Source organism: Aeromonas sp. QDB39 (assembly GCF_027707585.1).
In the GTDB taxonomy this organism is placed as follows: domain Bacteria; phylum Pseudomonadota; class Gammaproteobacteria; order Enterobacterales; family Aeromonadaceae; genus Aeromonas; species Aeromonas hydrophila.
Genome location: NZ_JAPCIV010000059.1, coordinates 1 through 16,156 on the forward strand (window position 1 = coordinate 1; position 16,156 = coordinate 16,156).

Annotated in this window: 14 protein-coding genes and 1 riboswitch; of the genes, 10 read left to right on the forward strand and 4 right to left on the reverse strand. The window is 59.2% G+C overall.

Translation table 11 applies throughout. The features are described from left to right. Nucleotides 1–87 precede the first annotated feature (87 nt). Complete coding sequence (locus tag PG899_RS22425; protein WP_333563662.1) at nucleotides 88–651, forward strand: branched-chain amino acid transport system II carrier protein; 564 nt, start codon at nucleotides 88–90, stop codon at nucleotides 649–651. A 74-nt stretch (nucleotides 652–725) separates the two neighbouring features. Here PG899_RS22425 and PG899_RS22430 read toward each other — a convergent pair whose 3' ends face one another. After that, nucleotides 726–1,937 carry a sensor histidine kinase gene (locus PG899_RS22430; RefSeq protein ID WP_016349214.1) on the reverse strand — a complete coding sequence of 404 codons (1,212 nt, stop codon included), beginning with the start codon at nucleotides 1,935–1,937 and terminating at the stop codon, nucleotides 726–728. A 43-nt stretch (nucleotides 1,938–1,980) separates the two neighbouring features. Continuing rightward, nucleotides 1,981–2,649, reverse strand: a complete 669-nt coding sequence (locus PG899_RS22435) for a response regulator transcription factor (protein ID WP_016349215.1) — start codon at nucleotides 2,647–2,649, stop codon at nucleotides 1,981–1,983. Nucleotides 2,650–2,739: 90 nt separating this feature from the next. Here PG899_RS22435 and PG899_RS22440 point away from each other — a divergent pair, with 90 nt between their 5' ends. From PG899_RS22440 to thiH, 9 genes are all read left to right on the forward strand, one after another. Beyond that, nucleotides 2,740–3,156: a hypothetical protein gene (locus PG899_RS22440; RefSeq protein ID WP_010635345.1), complete on the forward strand. Its 417-nt coding sequence runs from the start codon at nucleotides 2,740–2,742 to the stop codon at nucleotides 3,154–3,156. 85 nt (nucleotides 3,157–3,241) lie between these two features. Then, the gene (locus PG899_RS22445) at nucleotides 3,242–3,721 is read left to right on the forward strand and encodes a hypothetical protein (protein ID WP_101150869.1); all 480 of its coding nucleotides are present in this window, start codon (nucleotides 3,242–3,244) and stop codon (nucleotides 3,719–3,721) included. A gap of 293 nt (nucleotides 3,722–4,014) precedes the next feature. Further along, entirely contained in the window at nucleotides 4,015–5,496 is a 1,482-nt protein-coding gene (gene aerA / locus PG899_RS22450; protein WP_270697712.1) for a beta-barrel pore-forming toxin aerolysin, read from the forward strand. A 105-nt stretch (nucleotides 5,497–5,601) separates the two neighbouring features. Next, nucleotides 5,602–5,715, forward strand: a riboswitch (TPP riboswitch). Nucleotides 5,716–5,992: 277 nt separating this feature from the next. Further along, nucleotides 5,993–7,984: a phosphomethylpyrimidine synthase ThiC gene (gene thiC / locus PG899_RS22455; RefSeq protein ID WP_270697713.1), complete on the forward strand. Its 1,992-nt coding sequence runs from the start codon at nucleotides 5,993–5,995 to the stop codon at nucleotides 7,982–7,984. Beyond that, nucleotides 7,981–9,597 carry a thiamine phosphate synthase gene (gene thiE / locus PG899_RS22460; protein WP_270697714.1) on the forward strand — a complete coding sequence of 539 codons (1,617 nt, stop codon included), beginning with the start codon at nucleotides 7,981–7,983 and terminating at the stop codon, nucleotides 9,595–9,597. The genes thiC and thiE overlap by 4 nt, the downstream gene beginning before the upstream one ends. Beyond that, nucleotides 9,587–10,363, forward strand: a complete 777-nt coding sequence (locus tag PG899_RS22465) for a HesA/MoeB/ThiF family protein (protein WP_270697716.1) — start codon at nucleotides 9,587–9,589, stop codon at nucleotides 10,361–10,363. The genes thiE and PG899_RS22465 overlap by 11 nt, the downstream gene beginning before the upstream one ends. Beyond that, nucleotides 10,360–10,566 carry a sulfur carrier protein ThiS gene (gene thiS / locus PG899_RS22470; RefSeq protein ID WP_058054166.1) on the forward strand — a complete coding sequence of 69 codons (207 nt, stop codon included), beginning with the start codon at nucleotides 10,360–10,362 and terminating at the stop codon, nucleotides 10,564–10,566. Before PG899_RS22465 ends, thiS begins: the two co-directional genes overlap by 4 nt. Before the next feature lie 85 nt (nucleotides 10,567–10,651). Then, on the forward strand, nucleotides 10,652–11,419 hold the full coding sequence (locus PG899_RS22475) for a thiazole synthase (protein WP_270697718.1): 768 nt from the start codon (nucleotides 10,652–10,654) through the stop codon (nucleotides 11,417–11,419). 20 nt (nucleotides 11,420–11,439) lie between these two features. Beyond that, a complete protein-coding gene (gene thiH / locus PG899_RS22480) occupies nucleotides 11,440–12,660 on the forward strand; it encodes a 2-iminoacetate synthase ThiH (RefSeq protein WP_270697722.1) in 1,221 nt (406 codons plus the stop codon). A 732-nt stretch (nucleotides 12,661–13,392) separates the two neighbouring features. Here thiH and PG899_RS22485 read toward each other — a convergent pair. Further along, nucleotides 13,393–15,552 carry an AAA family ATPase gene (locus tag PG899_RS22485; protein WP_139389752.1) on the reverse strand — a complete coding sequence of 720 codons (2,160 nt, stop codon included), beginning with the start codon at nucleotides 15,550–15,552 and terminating at the stop codon, nucleotides 13,393–13,395. Between the two features lie 232 nt (nucleotides 15,553–15,784). Beyond that, the coding region (locus PG899_RS22490) for a GNAT family N-acetyltransferase (RefSeq protein WP_270697720.1) at nucleotides 15,785–16,156 on the reverse strand (372 nt) is incomplete at its 5' end.

Consider the following 16,156-nt stretch of genomic DNA (forward strand, 5'->3'; position numbering starts at 1 on the left):
GGGAGTCACATGGAAGATCAGATCCTGGAAAACGGGAAAAGTTCCGTTCAGACCGCTATTTGTGTATAAGAGTCAGGTGGTGAACTGGTGCCCCACGCCCAGAATGGCGCCGAGATCCTGCACGCCTACGTCCAGCACACCTTCGGCAACATGGGCAGCGGTTTCCTCGCACTGCTCATCTTCATCGCCTGTCTGGTGACGGCCGTCGGCCTGACCTGCGCCTGCGCCGAGTTCTTCGCCCAGTACCTGCCGCTCTCCTACCGCACCCTGGTGTTGCTGCTGGGCGGCTTCTCCATGCTGGTTTCGAACCTGGGACTGAGCCACCTGATCCAGCTCTCGGTGCCGGTGCTGACCGCCATCTATCCCCCCTGCATCGTGCTGGTGGTGCTGAGCTTCACCCTGCGCTGGTGGGGCAACGGCACCCGGGTGGTGGGGCCTGTCATGCTGATCAGCCTGCTGTTCGGTCTGATCGACGGGCTCAAGGCCTCGGCCCTGGCCGGTCTGCTGCCGGCCTGGAGCCTCGCCCTGCCCCTGAACGAGCAGGGGCTGGCCTGGCTGCCGCCCTCGCTGTGTGCCCTGCTGCTGGCGGCCCTCTGGGATCGCCTGCAGGGTCGCCCACAGGTGGCGTCTGTCAGCAAGAGCGCGGCCTGAATGCAAAACCGGCCTTCTGGCCGGTTTTGGTGGCGGAAACAATGAACAAGGCGCCCGAGGGCGCCTTGTTGTTTTTACTCCCGCATCGCCAGTCTGGCGCTGAAGATGCCACCCTCCAGCCGGGTCTCTATCTGCCAGCCCAGCTTCTCGCAGATACGCTGGATGATGGTGAGGCCGCAGCCGTAACCGAGGATCTGATCCGGCGCGGCGGCGGTGGGGTTGCTGATGGTGAGCACGGGGCCGGCCAGCTCGATGTCGATGTGCCCCTCGGCGTAGCTGAGGGCATTCTTCAGCAGGTTGCCGAGCGCAATGGCGAGCAGGGAGAGGGGGGCCAGCGCCTCGCTCTCATCGTCCAGCTGCAACCGGATATCCAGCTCCTCCCGCTGCAGCAGCGGGGCGAGGCGGGCCAGCTCCTGGCGAATGAGCGGCGCCACCTGCTGGGGCGGGCGTTCCACCGGCTCCTTGCGGCCCAGCAGCAGAAAGGTCTCGGTGAGCAGCGCCATCTCGTCGGCGGCAGCGCGAATGCGGGTGGTGGCGCGGGCGGCGGGCGCGGGCAGATCGCTCACCTTGCCGAGCAGGGCGGCCGAGCCCTGGATCACCATGTTGGGGGTGCGCAGCTCGTGGCTGGCGAAGCGGCTGAACTCCTGCTCGCGGGCAAACACGGCGGCCACCTCCTGCTTGCCGGCCAGCAGCGCCAGCTCGATGTCCCTGAGCTCCTGCCAGGGGGCGTCGGGCACGAAGTCGGCCTGATCCGGGGTGAGGTGGGCGACCCGCTGCTGCAGCCGCTGCAGCGGCCGGGTGATGTGGCGCACCAGCCAGATGCCGAAGCCGATGCAGCCGAGCAGCAGGGCCAGCCCGATCAGCCGGGTCGCCAGGTGCAGCTGATCCTCGTAAGGATCCAGGTAGTCGTCGGCATCGTCGTTGAACACCAGGTAGAGCAGCCCCTCACCGGACGGATGGGGCCGCACCAGGAAGTGCTTGTCCTCGTCCCCCAGCACGTGTTCGTAGAAGCCCGGGCGCTGGTAGGGCTTGAGCCAGACCGGCAGGCGGCCGGCCTCGGTCCAGTAGCTGGAAAACTGACGCGGGCTGGGGGCGGGGGCCGCCATGCCGAGCCGCAGCCAGTCGTCGCTGTAGCGGGTCACCTCGGCCTCCAGCCAGTGGCGCAGGCTGAGCTCCTCCATCTTGTCCTCGGCCACCACCATCAGCAGGCTGATGATGACCAGCAGCAGCAGGCCGGCGCCGCTCAGGGTGAGGATCAGCCGACGGCGCAGGCTGGGCAGGCTCATGATGGCCTCCCTGCGGGCTGAGTCAGGCAGCGCTGGCGGCTCATCATGGGGTCACCAGCCGATAACCCTGACCGTGCAGGGTTTCCAGCATGGGGGTGGGGAAGGGCTTGTCGAGGGCATTGCGCAGGGCATAGATGTGGCTGCGCAGGGCGTCGGAGTCCGGCTCCTCGTCGCCCCAGACGGTGTCGAGCACCTCCTGGCGAGTGACCAGGGCGGGGGCCCGACGGGCCAGCAGGGTGAGGATCTGGAACGGGATCTTGCCGAGCTTGAGTTCAACCCCGGCCCGGGTAGCGCGGCCGCTGGCGGGATCCAGGGTCAGCTCGCCCACGCACAGCGCCCCCATGTCGCTGCGGGGGCCGCGCAGGGCCAGCGCCTGCAGCCGCACTTCCAGCTCCTCCATGGCGAACGGTTTGACCAGATAGTCGTCGCCGCCTGCCTTGAAGCCCGCCAGCTTGTCGTCCAGGCTGTCGCGGGCGGTGAGAAACAGCACTGGGGTCGGGATCCCCTGCTCCCGCAGGCGGGCCACCGTGCTGAGGCCGTCGAGGCGCGGCATCATGACGTCCATGATGATGACGTCGAAGCGCTGCTCGGCCAGCAACTGCAGGGCCGCCTGGCCGTGGTAGGCGCAGTCCAGCCGGTGGCCCGCCAGCTCCAGATAATCCATGATGGTTTCCGCGACCTGGGGATTGTCTTCCACCACCAGTATTTTCATGCTTTGATCTCCTGGTCTTGACCGGCATTTCACGGTCATCTCACACCGGATGAGGCATCCTGTGTGGCAGTGTAACCCCGAGGATCCCCGATGAAGAAGTCTCTCTGCACTCTCCTGCTGCTGATCTTGCTGCCATTCGGCGCTGCGCAGTCGGCGGAGTTCAAATTGACCGGTCGCACCACCTGGCAGCTGGGCCAGCTGATGGTCAACGGCATTCCCTTTGTGCTCGACGAGCAGACCCGCTTCAAGGACGGGCTGAGAGAGGACGATCTCGGCGGTACCTGGGTCGACCTGGAAGGGGTGGTCGAGGGTGAGCTGCGGCTTATTCGGGAGGTCGAGAAGCTGGAGGAGGATGACGAGATGGATCTGGAAGGGCCGGTGGAGCAGGGGCGGATCTGGGGTTATGTCACCTCGGACGACAGCCTGGCCCCGTTCGAAGGGCGCTGGCTGGAGCTGGAGTGCAAGTTTGACGGCATGCGCCTGAGCCGCTGCCGCGAGGATGACTGAGCCAGGCCGACGTGGCCATGGCGGAAAAATGGTACAGCTGGGTCCATAGTTAAACCTCGCACGGTTTGACCATGGGCCCTTTTTTATGACACGTACTTCCCTCCTGCTGCTGGCACTGCCGCTCTGCGCTCTGGCCGCCGATGGCGAGCTCTGGCTGGTGGAGCTGGAACACAACGATGGCCTGCGCCTGCAGTTTCAGGGCGCCGAACTCGAACTCGGCAACGCCGCGCTGAGCGGGGTGGCAGGCAACGATGAGCTCAGACCCGGCATGCGTCTGGCCATCCTCAGCCGTGACGGGGTCGCCGAGCGGATCGGCATGGCCGACGCCATCACCGGATTCTTGCCGACCAGCCAGTGGCGCCGGGCCGAAGCCTCCCTGCTGGCCGTCACGGGCCGAGCCCTGCGGCTGCAGGGGCTCGGCGTGCTGGCCTTCGATGAGGATACCCGCTGGCTGAATGGCAGCCCGGCCGATCTGCAACCGGGCCGCAAGCTGGTGCTCAGTCGTAACGAACAGGGCCGCCTGACCGAGATCCTGATAGCCAATCCGGAAGATGAACCAGAATAAGAACCATGTGACCCCATGACTTAATATATATTTTGCTAAATTAGAAATATCTTTTTATCTATATTAAAAAATGATTAAGTGATGAATAAAATAATAAAGTTAACGCTCTGATATTTCTTTTGTTAATATTGAAAATCCTCAGTTTATTATTTTATTAATATTATGCATGCATTGAAATGTGGTCTGGATCGCATATTGAAGCCAATGTGACTGATATTGTCGTACTCACATGTCACCTGCCGATATATAAGCGCTGGTGAATGTATGTCAATGTTCAATATATTGGGGTTGCTATGCAAAAACTAAAAATAACTGGCTTGTCATTGATCATATCCGGCCTGCTGATGGCACAGGCTCACGCGGCAGAGCCAGTCTATCCAGACCAGCTGCGCCTGTTTTCACTGGGCCAGGAGGTATGTGGCAACAAGTATCGCCCTATTACTCGAGAAGAAGCCCAGAGTGTTAAAAGCAATATTGTCAATATGATGGGGCAGTGGCAAATAAGCGGTCTGGCCAACGGCTGGGTAATAATGGGGCCGGGTTATAATGGTGAAATTAAACCGGGCTCGGCGTCCAATACTTGGTGTTACCCGGTCAATCCTGTTACCGGAGAAATACCAACCTTGTCTGCCCTGGATATTCCAGACGGTGACGAGGTAGACGTGCAGTGGCGACTGGTACACGACAGCGCGAATTTCATCAAGCCAACCAGCTATCTGGCGCATTATCTTGGTTATGCCTGGGTGGGCGGCAATCACAGCCAATATGTCGGTGAAGACATGGACGTGACCCGTGATGGCGATGGCTGGGTGATCCGTGGCAACAATGACGGCGGTTGCGAGGGGTATCGTTGTGGCGAGAAGACGGCCATCAAGGTCAGCAACTTTGCGTACAACCTGGATCCTGACAGCTTCAAACATGGTGATGTGACCCAGTCTGATCGTCAGCTGGTCAAGACGGTGGTGGGCTGGGCGATCAACGACAGCGATACCCCGCAATCCGGGTATGATGTCACCCTGCGTTACGATACCGCCACCAACTGGTCCAAGACCAATACCTATGGCCTGAGCGAGAAGGTGACCACCAAGAACAAGTTCAAGTGGCCACTGGTAGGGGAAACCGAACTCTCCATCGAGATTGCGGCCAACCAGTCCTGGGCATCCCAGAACGGGGGCTCTACCACCACCTCCCTGTCGCAATCCGTGCGGCCGACGGTGCCGGCCCGCTCCAAGATCCCGGTGAAGATCGAGCTCTACAAGGCTGACATCTCCTATCCCTATGAATTCAAGGCCGATGTCAGCTATGACCTGACCCTGAGCGGCTTCCTGCGCTGGGGCGGCAATGCCTGGTATACCCATCCGGACAACCGCCCGAACTGGAACCACACCTTCGTCATCGGGCCGTACAAGGACAAGGCGAGCAGCATTCGTTACCAGTGGGACAAGCGCTACATCCCGGGTGAAGTGAAGTGGTGGGACTGGAACTGGACCATCCAGCAGAACGGCCTGTCTACCATGCAGAATAACCTGGCCAGAGTGCTACGCCCGGTGCGGGCGGGGATCACCGGCGATTTCAGTGCCGAGAGCCAGTTTGCCGGCAACATCGAAATCGGTGCTCCGGTGCCGCTCGCGGCAGACAGCAAGGTGCGTCGTACCCGTAGCGTGGACGGCGGTGGTCAGGGCCTGAGGCTGGAGATCCCGCTCGATGCGCAAGAGCTCTCCGGGCTTGGTTTCAGCAACGTCAGCCTGAGCGTGACACCAGCTGCCAATCAATAACGACTGCGTGTTGTGGCAATAGAACCGGGCCTTTGGCCCGGTTGTTGTTTGTACTGGTCAGGCTTGTTAAAGGCTTGTACTTTCCATTTCCCCACTTATACTGGCGCCATCTTGTCGGAGTGCTGACCGTCGAACGACGCTAAGCTGAGACCGTTAATTCGGGATCCGTGGAACCTGATCAGGTTAAGACCTGCGAAGGGAAACAAGGGTAACTTGCGGGTTACCGCGCCGGGGCAAACCCTCGCTCGCCAAGAGCAGGGCCCCAGCCATCAAGGGTTCCGCCCACGATGGTTCAGGCGCACAGAGGGGGAGGCTGTCCCGTCCGGTTGTCCATAGGGCGCCGGGTTTCCAGACTAGGGAAACACCGGGACGGCAGAGCAGGGAAGATCCATGCCCGACTCACTCCCCCGAGCACACCCCGCCGCAAGTTCATCTTCTCCTCGAACTCCAGACAAGCAAACACCCATAACTTCAACCAGTTAATGTGAGTTTTGCTATGTCTACCAATGTTTCCGATACCGCCAAATCCAGCCGCCGCGAACAGCGCTCCAGCGCCCAGACCTTTATCGACAACCTCAAGGGGATGGCTCACCCCAACTCCCGCCGCATCTTTATCGAAGGTTCCCGCGCCGATATCCGGGTGCCCCTGCGGGAAATCCAGCTGGCCGACACCTTCGTTGGCGGTACCAAAGAGGCTCCCCAGTTCGAGCCCAACGAGCCGGTGCCGGTCTACGACACCTCGGGCCGTTACGGGGAGGAGGGGGTTGCCATCGATGTGCGCCGCGGCCTGCCGCGCCTGCGGGAGAACTGGGTGCTGGAGCGGGGTGACACCGACGCCCTGCCGGGGCTCAGCTCCACCTTCACCCAGGAGAGGCTGGCCGACGAGGGGCTGGATCACCTGCGCTTCGAGCACTTGCCAAAACCGCGCCGCGCCAAGCCGGGTCGCCGGGTGACCCAGCTCCACTACGCCCGCGCCGGTATCGTCACCCCCGAGATGGAATTTATCGCCATTCGCGAGAACATGGGGCGCGAGCGGGTAAGATCCGAACTGCTGCGCACCCAGCATCCGGGCCGCGATTTCGGTGCCCGCCTGCCCCAGAACATCACCCCCGAGTTCGTACGCGATGAGGTGGCCGCCGGTCGCGCCATCATCCCCAGCAACATCAACCACCCGGAAGCGGAGCCGATGATCATCGGCCGCAATTTCCTGGTGAAGATCAACGCCAACATCGGCAACTCGGCGGTCACCTCCAGCATCGAAGAGGAAGTGGAGAAGCTGGTCTGGTCGACCCGCTGGGGCGCCGACACCGTCATGGATCTCTCCACCGGCCGCTACATCCACGAGACCCGCGAATGGATCCTGCGCAACAGCCCGGTGCCCATCGGTACCGTGCCCATCTATCAGGCGCTGGAGAAGACCAACGGCATCGCCGAAGACCTCACCTGGGAGCTGTTCCGCGACACCCTGCTGGAGCAGGCCGAGCAGGGGGTGGACTACTTCACCATCCACGCCGGTGTCTTGCTGCGCTTCGTACCGATGACCGCCAAGCGCCTCACCGGCATCGTGTCGCGCGGCGGCAGCATCATGGCCAAGTGGTGCCTGTCCCACCACAAGGAGAACTTCCTCTACCAGCACTTTCGCGAGATCTGCGAGATCTGCGCCGCCTATGACGTGGCCCTGTCGCTGGGCGATGGTCTGCGCCCCGGCTCCGTCTATGACGCCAACGACGAGGCCCAGTTCGCCGAGCTGCGCACCCTGGGCGAGCTGACCAAGATCGCGTGGGAGTACGACGTGCAGGTGATGATCGAAGGGCCGGGTCACGTGCCGATGCACATGATCGAGCGCAACATGACCGAGCAGCTGGAGCACTGTCACGAGGCGCCGTTCTACACGCTGGGCCCGCTCACCACCGACATCGCGCCGGGTTACGATCACTTCACCTCCGGCATCGGCGCCGCCATGATCGGCTGGTATGGCTGCGCCATGCTCTGCTACGTCACCCCCAAGGAGCATCTGGGGCTGCCCAACAAGGAGGACGTGAAGCAGGGGCTCATCACCTACAAGATTGCCGCTCACGCCGCCGATCTGGCCAAGGGGCACCCGGGCGCCCAGATCCGCGACAACGCCATGTCGAAGGCGCGTTTCGAGTTCCGCTGGGAGGATCAGTTCAATCTGGCGCTGGATCCCGACACCGCCCGCGCCTACCACGACGAGACCCTGCCGCAGGAATCCGGCAAGGTGGCCCACTTCTGCTCCATGTGCGGGCCCAAGTTCTGCTCCATGAAGATCACCCAGGACGTGCGCGATTACGCGGCGAAGCTTGAAGCGGTGGAGATCAAGCTGGTCGGCATGGATGGCCGGCAGGAGCAGGTGGTGGCTCAGGTGGAGAGCGGCATGGCCCGCATGGCCGAAACCTTCAAGGAGACCGGCGGCGAGATCTACCATCAGGCGGCGGCGCTGAAACAGGCCGCAGGGGAGGAGGCGTGAGCAACGCAAGCGGGGCTGTCAGCCCCGCCGACCTGTCGCCCGTGACGGACTCGCGACCTGTGGTCTGGACCATCGCCGGTTCAGACTCCGGCGGCGGCGCCGGCATTCAGGCCGACTTGCACACGATGCACGACCTCGGCGTGCATGGCTGTTCTGTCATCTCCGCCATCACAGCCCAGAACTCGGTGGCGGTGAAGATGGTTGACCCCGTGCTGATGCAGACCTTCACCGCCCAGATCGACGCCCTCGGCGTCGATCTGCCACCTGCCGCCATCAAGATCGGCCTGCTGCCGACCCGGCTCCACGTAGAGGTGCTGGCCCGCCGGCTGGCAGCCACCCCGGCCCCCTTCGTGGTCTACGACCCGGTAGCCATCGCCAGCACCGGCACCCCGATGGCGGAGCCCAATATGCTGGCGGCGGTGCGCGAACAGCTGCTGCCACGTCTGTCGCTCATCACCCCCAACGGCCCCGAGCTGGAGGCCCTGACCGGCTTGCCGGTCAGCAGCCCCGAACTGGTGCGCCTCGCCGCCCGCCGCCTGCGCAAACTCGGCGCCCGCGCCGTGCTGGTCAAGGGGGGCCATCTGGAGTGGAGCGGCGATCTCTGCCTCGATTACTACCAGGACGAGACCCGCGAGTTCTGGCTGGCGGCGCCGCGCCTGAATACACGCCACGGCCACGGCACCGGCTGCTGCTACGCCAGCGCCATCGCCGCCGTGGTGGCGCAGGATTATCCGGTGGAGGATGCCATCACCCTGGCGCGCGCCTACCTGCAGCAGGGGTTGGCGGCGGCGCAGGGGGTGGGGGCAGGCCCGGGGCCCATCGCCCATCTCGGCTGGCCAGCCGATCTGGCCCACTTCCCCCGTGCCGTGCTGGCGGGCTCAATGCTCGATCGTCGTTTCGGCCTTTATGAGACAAGCAGCGCCCGCCTGCCGCAGGGCCCCTTCGCGCCGACCGAACACAACCTCGGTCTCTATCCGGTGGTGGACTCGGTCAAGTGGCTGCGCCGCCTGCTGGGGCAGGGGGTCAAGACCATCCAGCTGCGGATCAAGAATCTGCCCGCCGCTCAGGTGGCACCGGCCATTCGTGATGCGGTAGCGCTCGGTCGCCGCCATGGGGCGCGGCTCTTTATCAACGACTACTGGCAGCAGGCCATCGAGGCGGGCGCCTGGGGCGTGCATCTGGGGCAGGAGGATATGGAGACGGCCGATCTCGCCGCCATTCAGGCGGCCGGGCTGCGCCTTGGCATCTCCACCCACGGCTACTTCGAGCTGATGCGAGCGCGCGAGCTGGCCCCCTCCTATATCGCGCTCGGCCATATTTTCCCTACCAATACCAAGGCGATGCCTTCTCGCCCGCAGGGGCTGGTGCGGCTGCATCGCTACCGCGCCCTGATGTGCGACTGGCCGACGGTGGCCATCGGCGGCATCAGCGAGGAGCGGGTGGCGGCGGTCAAGGCAAGCGGTGTGGGCAGCATTGCGCTGGTCTCGGCCATTACCGCCAGCGACGACTGGCAGGGGGCGACCGAGCGGCTGCTCGCTGCCGTGGGGGCGGGGGATGAGCCGCGCTCGGCGCAGCTTATGACCGACATGCAGGAGGCGGCCCATGCTCTCTGATGCTGAGTATTTGCGATACGGCCGCCAGCTGATGCTGGCGGAAGTGGGGGAGGAAGGGCAGGCGCGGCTGAAAGATAAGTCCGTGCTGATCGTGGGCCTCGGCGGGCTGGGCTCGCCGCTGGCCCTCTATCTGGCCGGGGCCGGGGTGGGCACCCTCTGGCTGGCCGATGGCGATACGGTCGATTCCAGCAATCTGCCGCGCCAGATCCTGTTCGACTCCGAGGCAGTCAACCACTCCAAGGCGGAGCTGGCCCGCGAGCGCTTGGCTGCCCACAACCCGCTGGTGGAGCTGATCGCCATCAACCAGCGGCTCGATGCCGCCAGCCTGCCGGAGTTTGTGGCCGAGGTAGATCTGGTGATCGACTGCTGCGACAACCTCGCCACCCGCCAGGCCATCAACGCCGCCTGCGTGGCTCAGGGCAAGCCCTGGATCTCTGCCGCCGCAGTGGGCTGGCAGGGGCAGCTGATGGCGCGTACAGGTGCGGATCACGCCTGTTACGCCTGCCTCTATCCGCTGGATACCAAGATCAAGGAGAGCTGCGAGACCAGCGGCGTCACCGGCCCGCTGGTCGGGGTGATGGGCTCCTTGCAGGCACTGGAGGCACTGAAACTGCTGCTCGGGATGCCGAGCCCGGTCGCCGGCACATTGCGCCGCTTCGATGCCCTGACCCATCAGTGGCAGACCCTCACTCTGGCTCCCGACCCCGATTGCCCGGTTTGCGGGCAGCGCCGATGCCCGACACACGATAAGGAGATCACCCCATGACCTTGACCATTCGACTCAACGATAAAGCCCAGTCGCTGGCGGCAGGGCAGAGCGTGGCCGACCTGCTGGCCGCGCAGGGGGTCAACCCCCAGGGCGTGGCGGTGGCCCTTAACGGTGCCGTGCTGCCCCGTGGCCGCTGGGCCGAGACCCGTCTCAATGACGGAGACGAACTTCACCTCTTTACCGCCATTGCGGGAGGCTGACCCATGATGCTCGCAGTCCCATCTTCGAGTGCTCTGCCTTGCGGCGGGGCCTCATCTCTTCTTATCGCAGTGGCCGGAGGCTGACATGCTCAAAATTGCCGATCACACCTTCTCATCGCGCCTCTTTACCGGCACCGGCAAGTTTGCCCGCCCGGATCTGATGGCCGCCGCCATCGAGGCGAGCGGCTCCCAGCTGGTCACCATGGCCATCAAACGGCTTGAACCGGGCAAGGCCCACGACGATATCCTGAGCCCTTTGCTCAAACTTGGGGTCAAGCTCTTGCCCAACACCTCCGGTGCCAAGAGCGCCGCCGAGGCGGTGTTTGCCGCCCACCTCGCCCGCGAGGCGCTGGGGACGAACTGGCTGAAGCTGGAGATCCACCCCGATCCCCGCTATCTGCTGCCCGATCCCATCGAGACGCTGAAAGCCGCCGAGCAACTGGTGAAAGAGGGCTTTGTGGTGCTGCCCTACTGCGGCGCCGACCCCGTGCTCTGCAAGCGGCTGGAAGAGGTGGGCTGTGCCGCCGTGATGCCGCTCGGCGCCCCCATCGGCTCCAACCAGGGGCTGGTGACCCGGGAGTTTCTCTCCATCATCGTCGAGCAGGCCAATGTGCCGGTGGTGGTGGATGCGGGGATCGGTGCGCCAAGCCACGCGGCGGCAGCCTTTGAGCTGGGGGCCGATGCCGTGCTGGTCAACACCGCCATCGCGGTGAGCGGCGATCCGGTCGCCATGGGCCGCGCCTTTGCGCTCGCCTGCACCGCCGGTCGCAGCGCCTATGAGGCAGGCCTTGGCGCCCGCGCCCTGCAGGCCCAGGCCTCCAGCCCGCTCACCGATTTTCTGGGGGCGTTATGAGTCATGAAACAGGGGCGACCATGAACATCTCCCCCTTGCCCCAAGCGCAGCCAGAGGTTTGCCCCCCTCTCCCTCTGGGAGAGGGGCTGGGGGTGAGGGCGCCGGGGGGGAGGGCTAAGGAGCCTACCTTTCTCGACCGCTGGCAGGAGCTGGAGTGGGACGATATCGGCATGCAGATCCGCGCCAAAACTGCCGCCGATGTGGCCCGCGCCCTGAGCGCCCCCCGCCGTACCTTGGCCGATTTTATGGCGCTGATCTCCCCAGCCGCCGAAGCGTACCTGCCGCAGATGGCGGCCGAGGCCGAGCGGCTGACTCGCCAGCGCTTTGGCAACACCATCGGCTTCTATGTGCCGCTCTATCTGTCGAACCTCTGCGCCAACGACTGCACCTACTGCGGCTTCTCCATGAGCAACCGCCTCAAGCGCAAGACCTTGAATAGCGAAGAGATTGAGCGCGAGTGTCTGGCCATCAAGGCGCGCGGTTTTGACAGCGTGCTGCTGGTGACCGGTGAGCACGAGCACAAGGTGGGGCTCGCCTATTTTCGCGAGGTGATGCCCATCATCCGCCGCCACTTCAGCACGGTAGGGATGGAGGTGCAGCCCCTCTCGCAGGCCGACTATGCCGAGCTGAAGAGCCTCGGCCTCGACGCCGTCATGGTCTATCAGGAGACCTACCACGCCCCCACCTACGCCCGCCATCACCTGCGCGGCAACAAGCGGGACATCGCATGGCGCCTCGCCACGCCGGATCGGCTTGGCCGCGCCGGTATCGACAAAATCGGGTTGGGGGCGCTGATCGGCCTCTCTGCGGACTGGCGCGCCGACAGCTACTTCGTCGCCGAGCACCTCGCCTGGCTTGAGCGCCACCACTGGCAGAGCCGCTACTCACTCTCCTTCCCGCGCCTGCGCCCCTGCACCGGCGGGCTGGAGCCTGAAGTGGTTATGTCGGATCGCCAGCTGGCCCAGCTGATCTGCGCCTGGCGCCTCTTCTCGCCCACCCTGGATTTGTCGCTCTCCACCCGCGAGTCGGCCACCTTTCGCAACGGTGCGGTGCGCCTTGGCATCACCCAGATGTCGGCCGAGTCGCGCACCCAGCCGGGTGGATATGCCGAGGGGGATGCGGAGGAGCTGGAGCAGTTCGCCATCCACGACGACCGCCCGGTGGGGGAAGTGGCCGCCGCGGTGCGGCAGGCGGGGTTGCAGCCGGTGTTCAAGGACTGGGAGCCCTTCTTGGGCCGATAGGGGCGGTCACGCCCCTTTGCCGGTGGCATCCGGGCGTTCAGCCAGACTCCGTGCCAGGCACGGCTTCGCCGTGCAGGACGCGAGGTCGCTGGCCTCGACGGGGTTTCGCCCGCCCTTCGGGCTTGGGCGAGTAACTTTTCTTTGCGTGGCCAAAGAAAAGTCACCAAAAGAAAGGCCACCCCCGCTTATTCGCCCGACTTACGTCGGGTTCCTTCGGCTCACCCACTTGTCCGACGGCACGCGGCGACGGGCCATCCATGGCCCGGCGCCGCTCGCTCGACATCCTGTCTCGCGGCCTGGACAAGCGGGCTCGCCTCAGCGAATAAGAGGGGGAACCAAGGCCATGTTCACCTCTTTGCTCGAGTAAAATGCTCCTCTTGCCATTATGGGAACTGTTAGCGATTCAATCCTTACTGTGGAAATGAGATGTATGTTTCTGTATTAATTGACAAATAACACCGTTTGTTGTCTCCTGTGAGCTGTTGCCGCCTTCCACTTCTCTTGCGTAGCCGCATGCATGCTCGCAGAGGCCCTGTGAGGGATGTCAGTGTTCAACACTGTCGTTTTCGGACGAGGAGGCAGCCATGAAACACAAATGTGTTCCTGTACGGCGCTACCAACGTTTCCGTTTTGGTCGCTGGGAGGATGTGTGTCAACACTATCGCTCCCTGCCAAATCGGTAATTGAGGTAAACCAAGGCGGCAACATCTTCATTGCTTCTTCTCGAAACCGTTATGCACTGATCATTTTCCGATAGTGTTCTGCATCTCCTGTTTCTTCAAATATTTTCTTAAAAATATCCATGAATCGTTGATAATCACCAACGCTGATATCAGATATATTGATTGCATCAGAATGAGAGGACCGATTCAAATATCTATATAAAACTTTAAATTTATGGTCTGTCTTTTCTAGCTCAGATATGACTTTATGTAACTTGTCATTCTTATGAACAAATGAAAAGTAATGCTCCAAGATGTTTCTCATCGCATTAGGGATCAGAGGTGACCAAATATTGCTTTCATTAAATGTCTTAATGGCAGCCCAGTACAATTCATAGTCGTTTTTTATTTCATCCCGACCCAACGTGACAATTTCACTATATATATCCTTTTTAACCCGATAAAGACTGTATAGTTTTTCAATATATTTTGATTCAGTTTGTTTAAGTAGTTCATGATAGAAAAACAAATTATGAGTTAGAATTATTGATTGACCATATTTTTCCTCAAATATTTCGTTGTGAATCATGGTGGCTACATCATATACATAATTAGAAGATAGGCTGGATATGGGGTCGTCAATAACAATAACTTTCTCCGATTTAGGAGTAGCACAGTTTTCTTTCTCTGTGTCACCTTTTATCATCTCAATGAAATACACAAGTGAAATTAATGTTTTCTCGCCCTCGCTAAGGGTGTGATATATTTCTCCTGTTGCACCACTTCGGTGTATTCGATATGACCCATCACCATGTTTGATGAGTTCAAAGCTGTCTAAACCTAAGGATCTCAATCGGTTGTTGATAGCATCTAAAGATGAGTCAATTCCAACAATATTGCTTGCAAGTTCTTTAATCCTGAAATCTATTGAAGTTAATTCAGCTTTTGCTTTAAGGTGCACATTGTTATTTTTTTCTTTCTCAATGTCAGCCAATCTAATTTCTTCTTGGTAATCAGAAAAAATCTTAGTCAAATCTTCATTTATTAATCCCCAAAACTGCTTTTCTATGTTGGTCTCAATGGTTTTTTTCTGTGCCAACTGTGAGCTGTATCCATCTATATCTAGTCTTGCCGCTTCAATTAATGTATTGATCTTTGTGGAAAGTGAGGTTTGCTCGATGAGATTTATAGTTTTTTCTGGATGTTTTATTTTCTCTACAATTAGTTTTTCGTTTGTTTCTATGCAATCAATAAATTTGTTTTTTATTTTTTGAAACTCGGCATTATTTTCAATGTAAGCTAGTTTGTCACTATTTAACTGTTCTTTGACTGACTGCACATAATTATCATATTTTCCTTTGTATGTGTTCAGGTTAGAAATTGCGTCGTCATAGTGACTATTGAATACTTGATCAAGTTGATCTTGAAATTCATTTGTTGGCGTTTTTTGACAAAACGGACAGACATCAGAATGTTTTAAGTATTCACGCCCATCTCTGACCCAATGTTGATTATGAAGTTTTTCTATGAGTGATGAAAAATAGGAAGTTGATGTACTTATAAGGGGAGATTCAAGTAGTTTTGTAATATCACTTTCTGGTGTATGAGTGCTAATGGGTTCTGGTTTTATTGGTACTTCAACTGAGAATGCATCGAGCTTATTTTTCTCTCTTACTAAGTCATCAAGCGTGGCATCACTGATTTTTTTCCCTGACATCGCAGAATCAAAAAATGATGCCTTTAGAGACTTGCCTTTTAGACAGTAGGATAGGGCATCTTTTTGGTAATGCTTTTTATGTTGGAATATAGATTCCTGATATCTTTTTAATATATTTTCTTTATGCTTTTCGTTTTCATTTATGTCAATTTCAAGTTTACTTATTTGAGAGGATTTTAATTCTCGGTGCTTCTCTAGTTGGTCTATTTCAAATTGAATGTTAGAGTCATCCTTCCCAACTGTAAATACTCCTGGTTGTGCAGATGGCTCATAAAAAGACTCTCTTATGAAGTCGCTGTTATATACATAATATCTTGTGTTTTCGTCGCTTTTTACATTGGCTTCTTGACTAAGCCGCTCTCCTTTTGCATGGGCACTTATTAGGCGGCCTATAGTGCTTTTTCCACTACCATTCTGTCCAAAGAAGATTGTTCTTTGTTTACTTAGTGTTATTGTTGTGGGGGTTATAGGATGATAGGAGGTGATATTCTGGAGTGTAATTGATTTGATCATTTTTATACCAAAATTAAGTTGTTAAAATTAAAGATATAAATACATTTATCAGTTTACTGTTGTGCAAGTCTCATATGAAGTGCAGATATGTTGAAATGTGACGTATCTGTGACTTCGAAGATGTGAGAGCACTTAATATTTTTGACTAAAGCATGGAATGGAAGGGGGAGGTTGCCATGACCATCATCAACCTGTGGCAGATAAACCTAGAAAATCCACCCTGCAATAGAAATCAGCCTGCTGGAACAAGAGAGTAAATAAGTGCATCAAGGGGCCGGCCATGTAGGAATATGCGATTTCTGGCTCTGCACTCAAAGGTAGCCCCGACAGCGATGGCAACGGCTTCACTGGCGCTGTTACCAACCCCCATCACGATCTCCAGCCGAAATAGACCCAACTGCTGAAAACCAAAATCACGGAGCAGGGCGACAGCCTGTCGGGCGATACCTTGTCCTTGGCGGGATTGGCGCACCCAATAGCCGATATTGCCGTAGCGATGATGGGGTGACAGCTGGTTGATACCTGCGCGCGAATTCAGATAATAACTGCAACACCCATGGTGCATAGGAGAGAAGAGGCCAACTGCCGGTTCTGGTACGCTTCT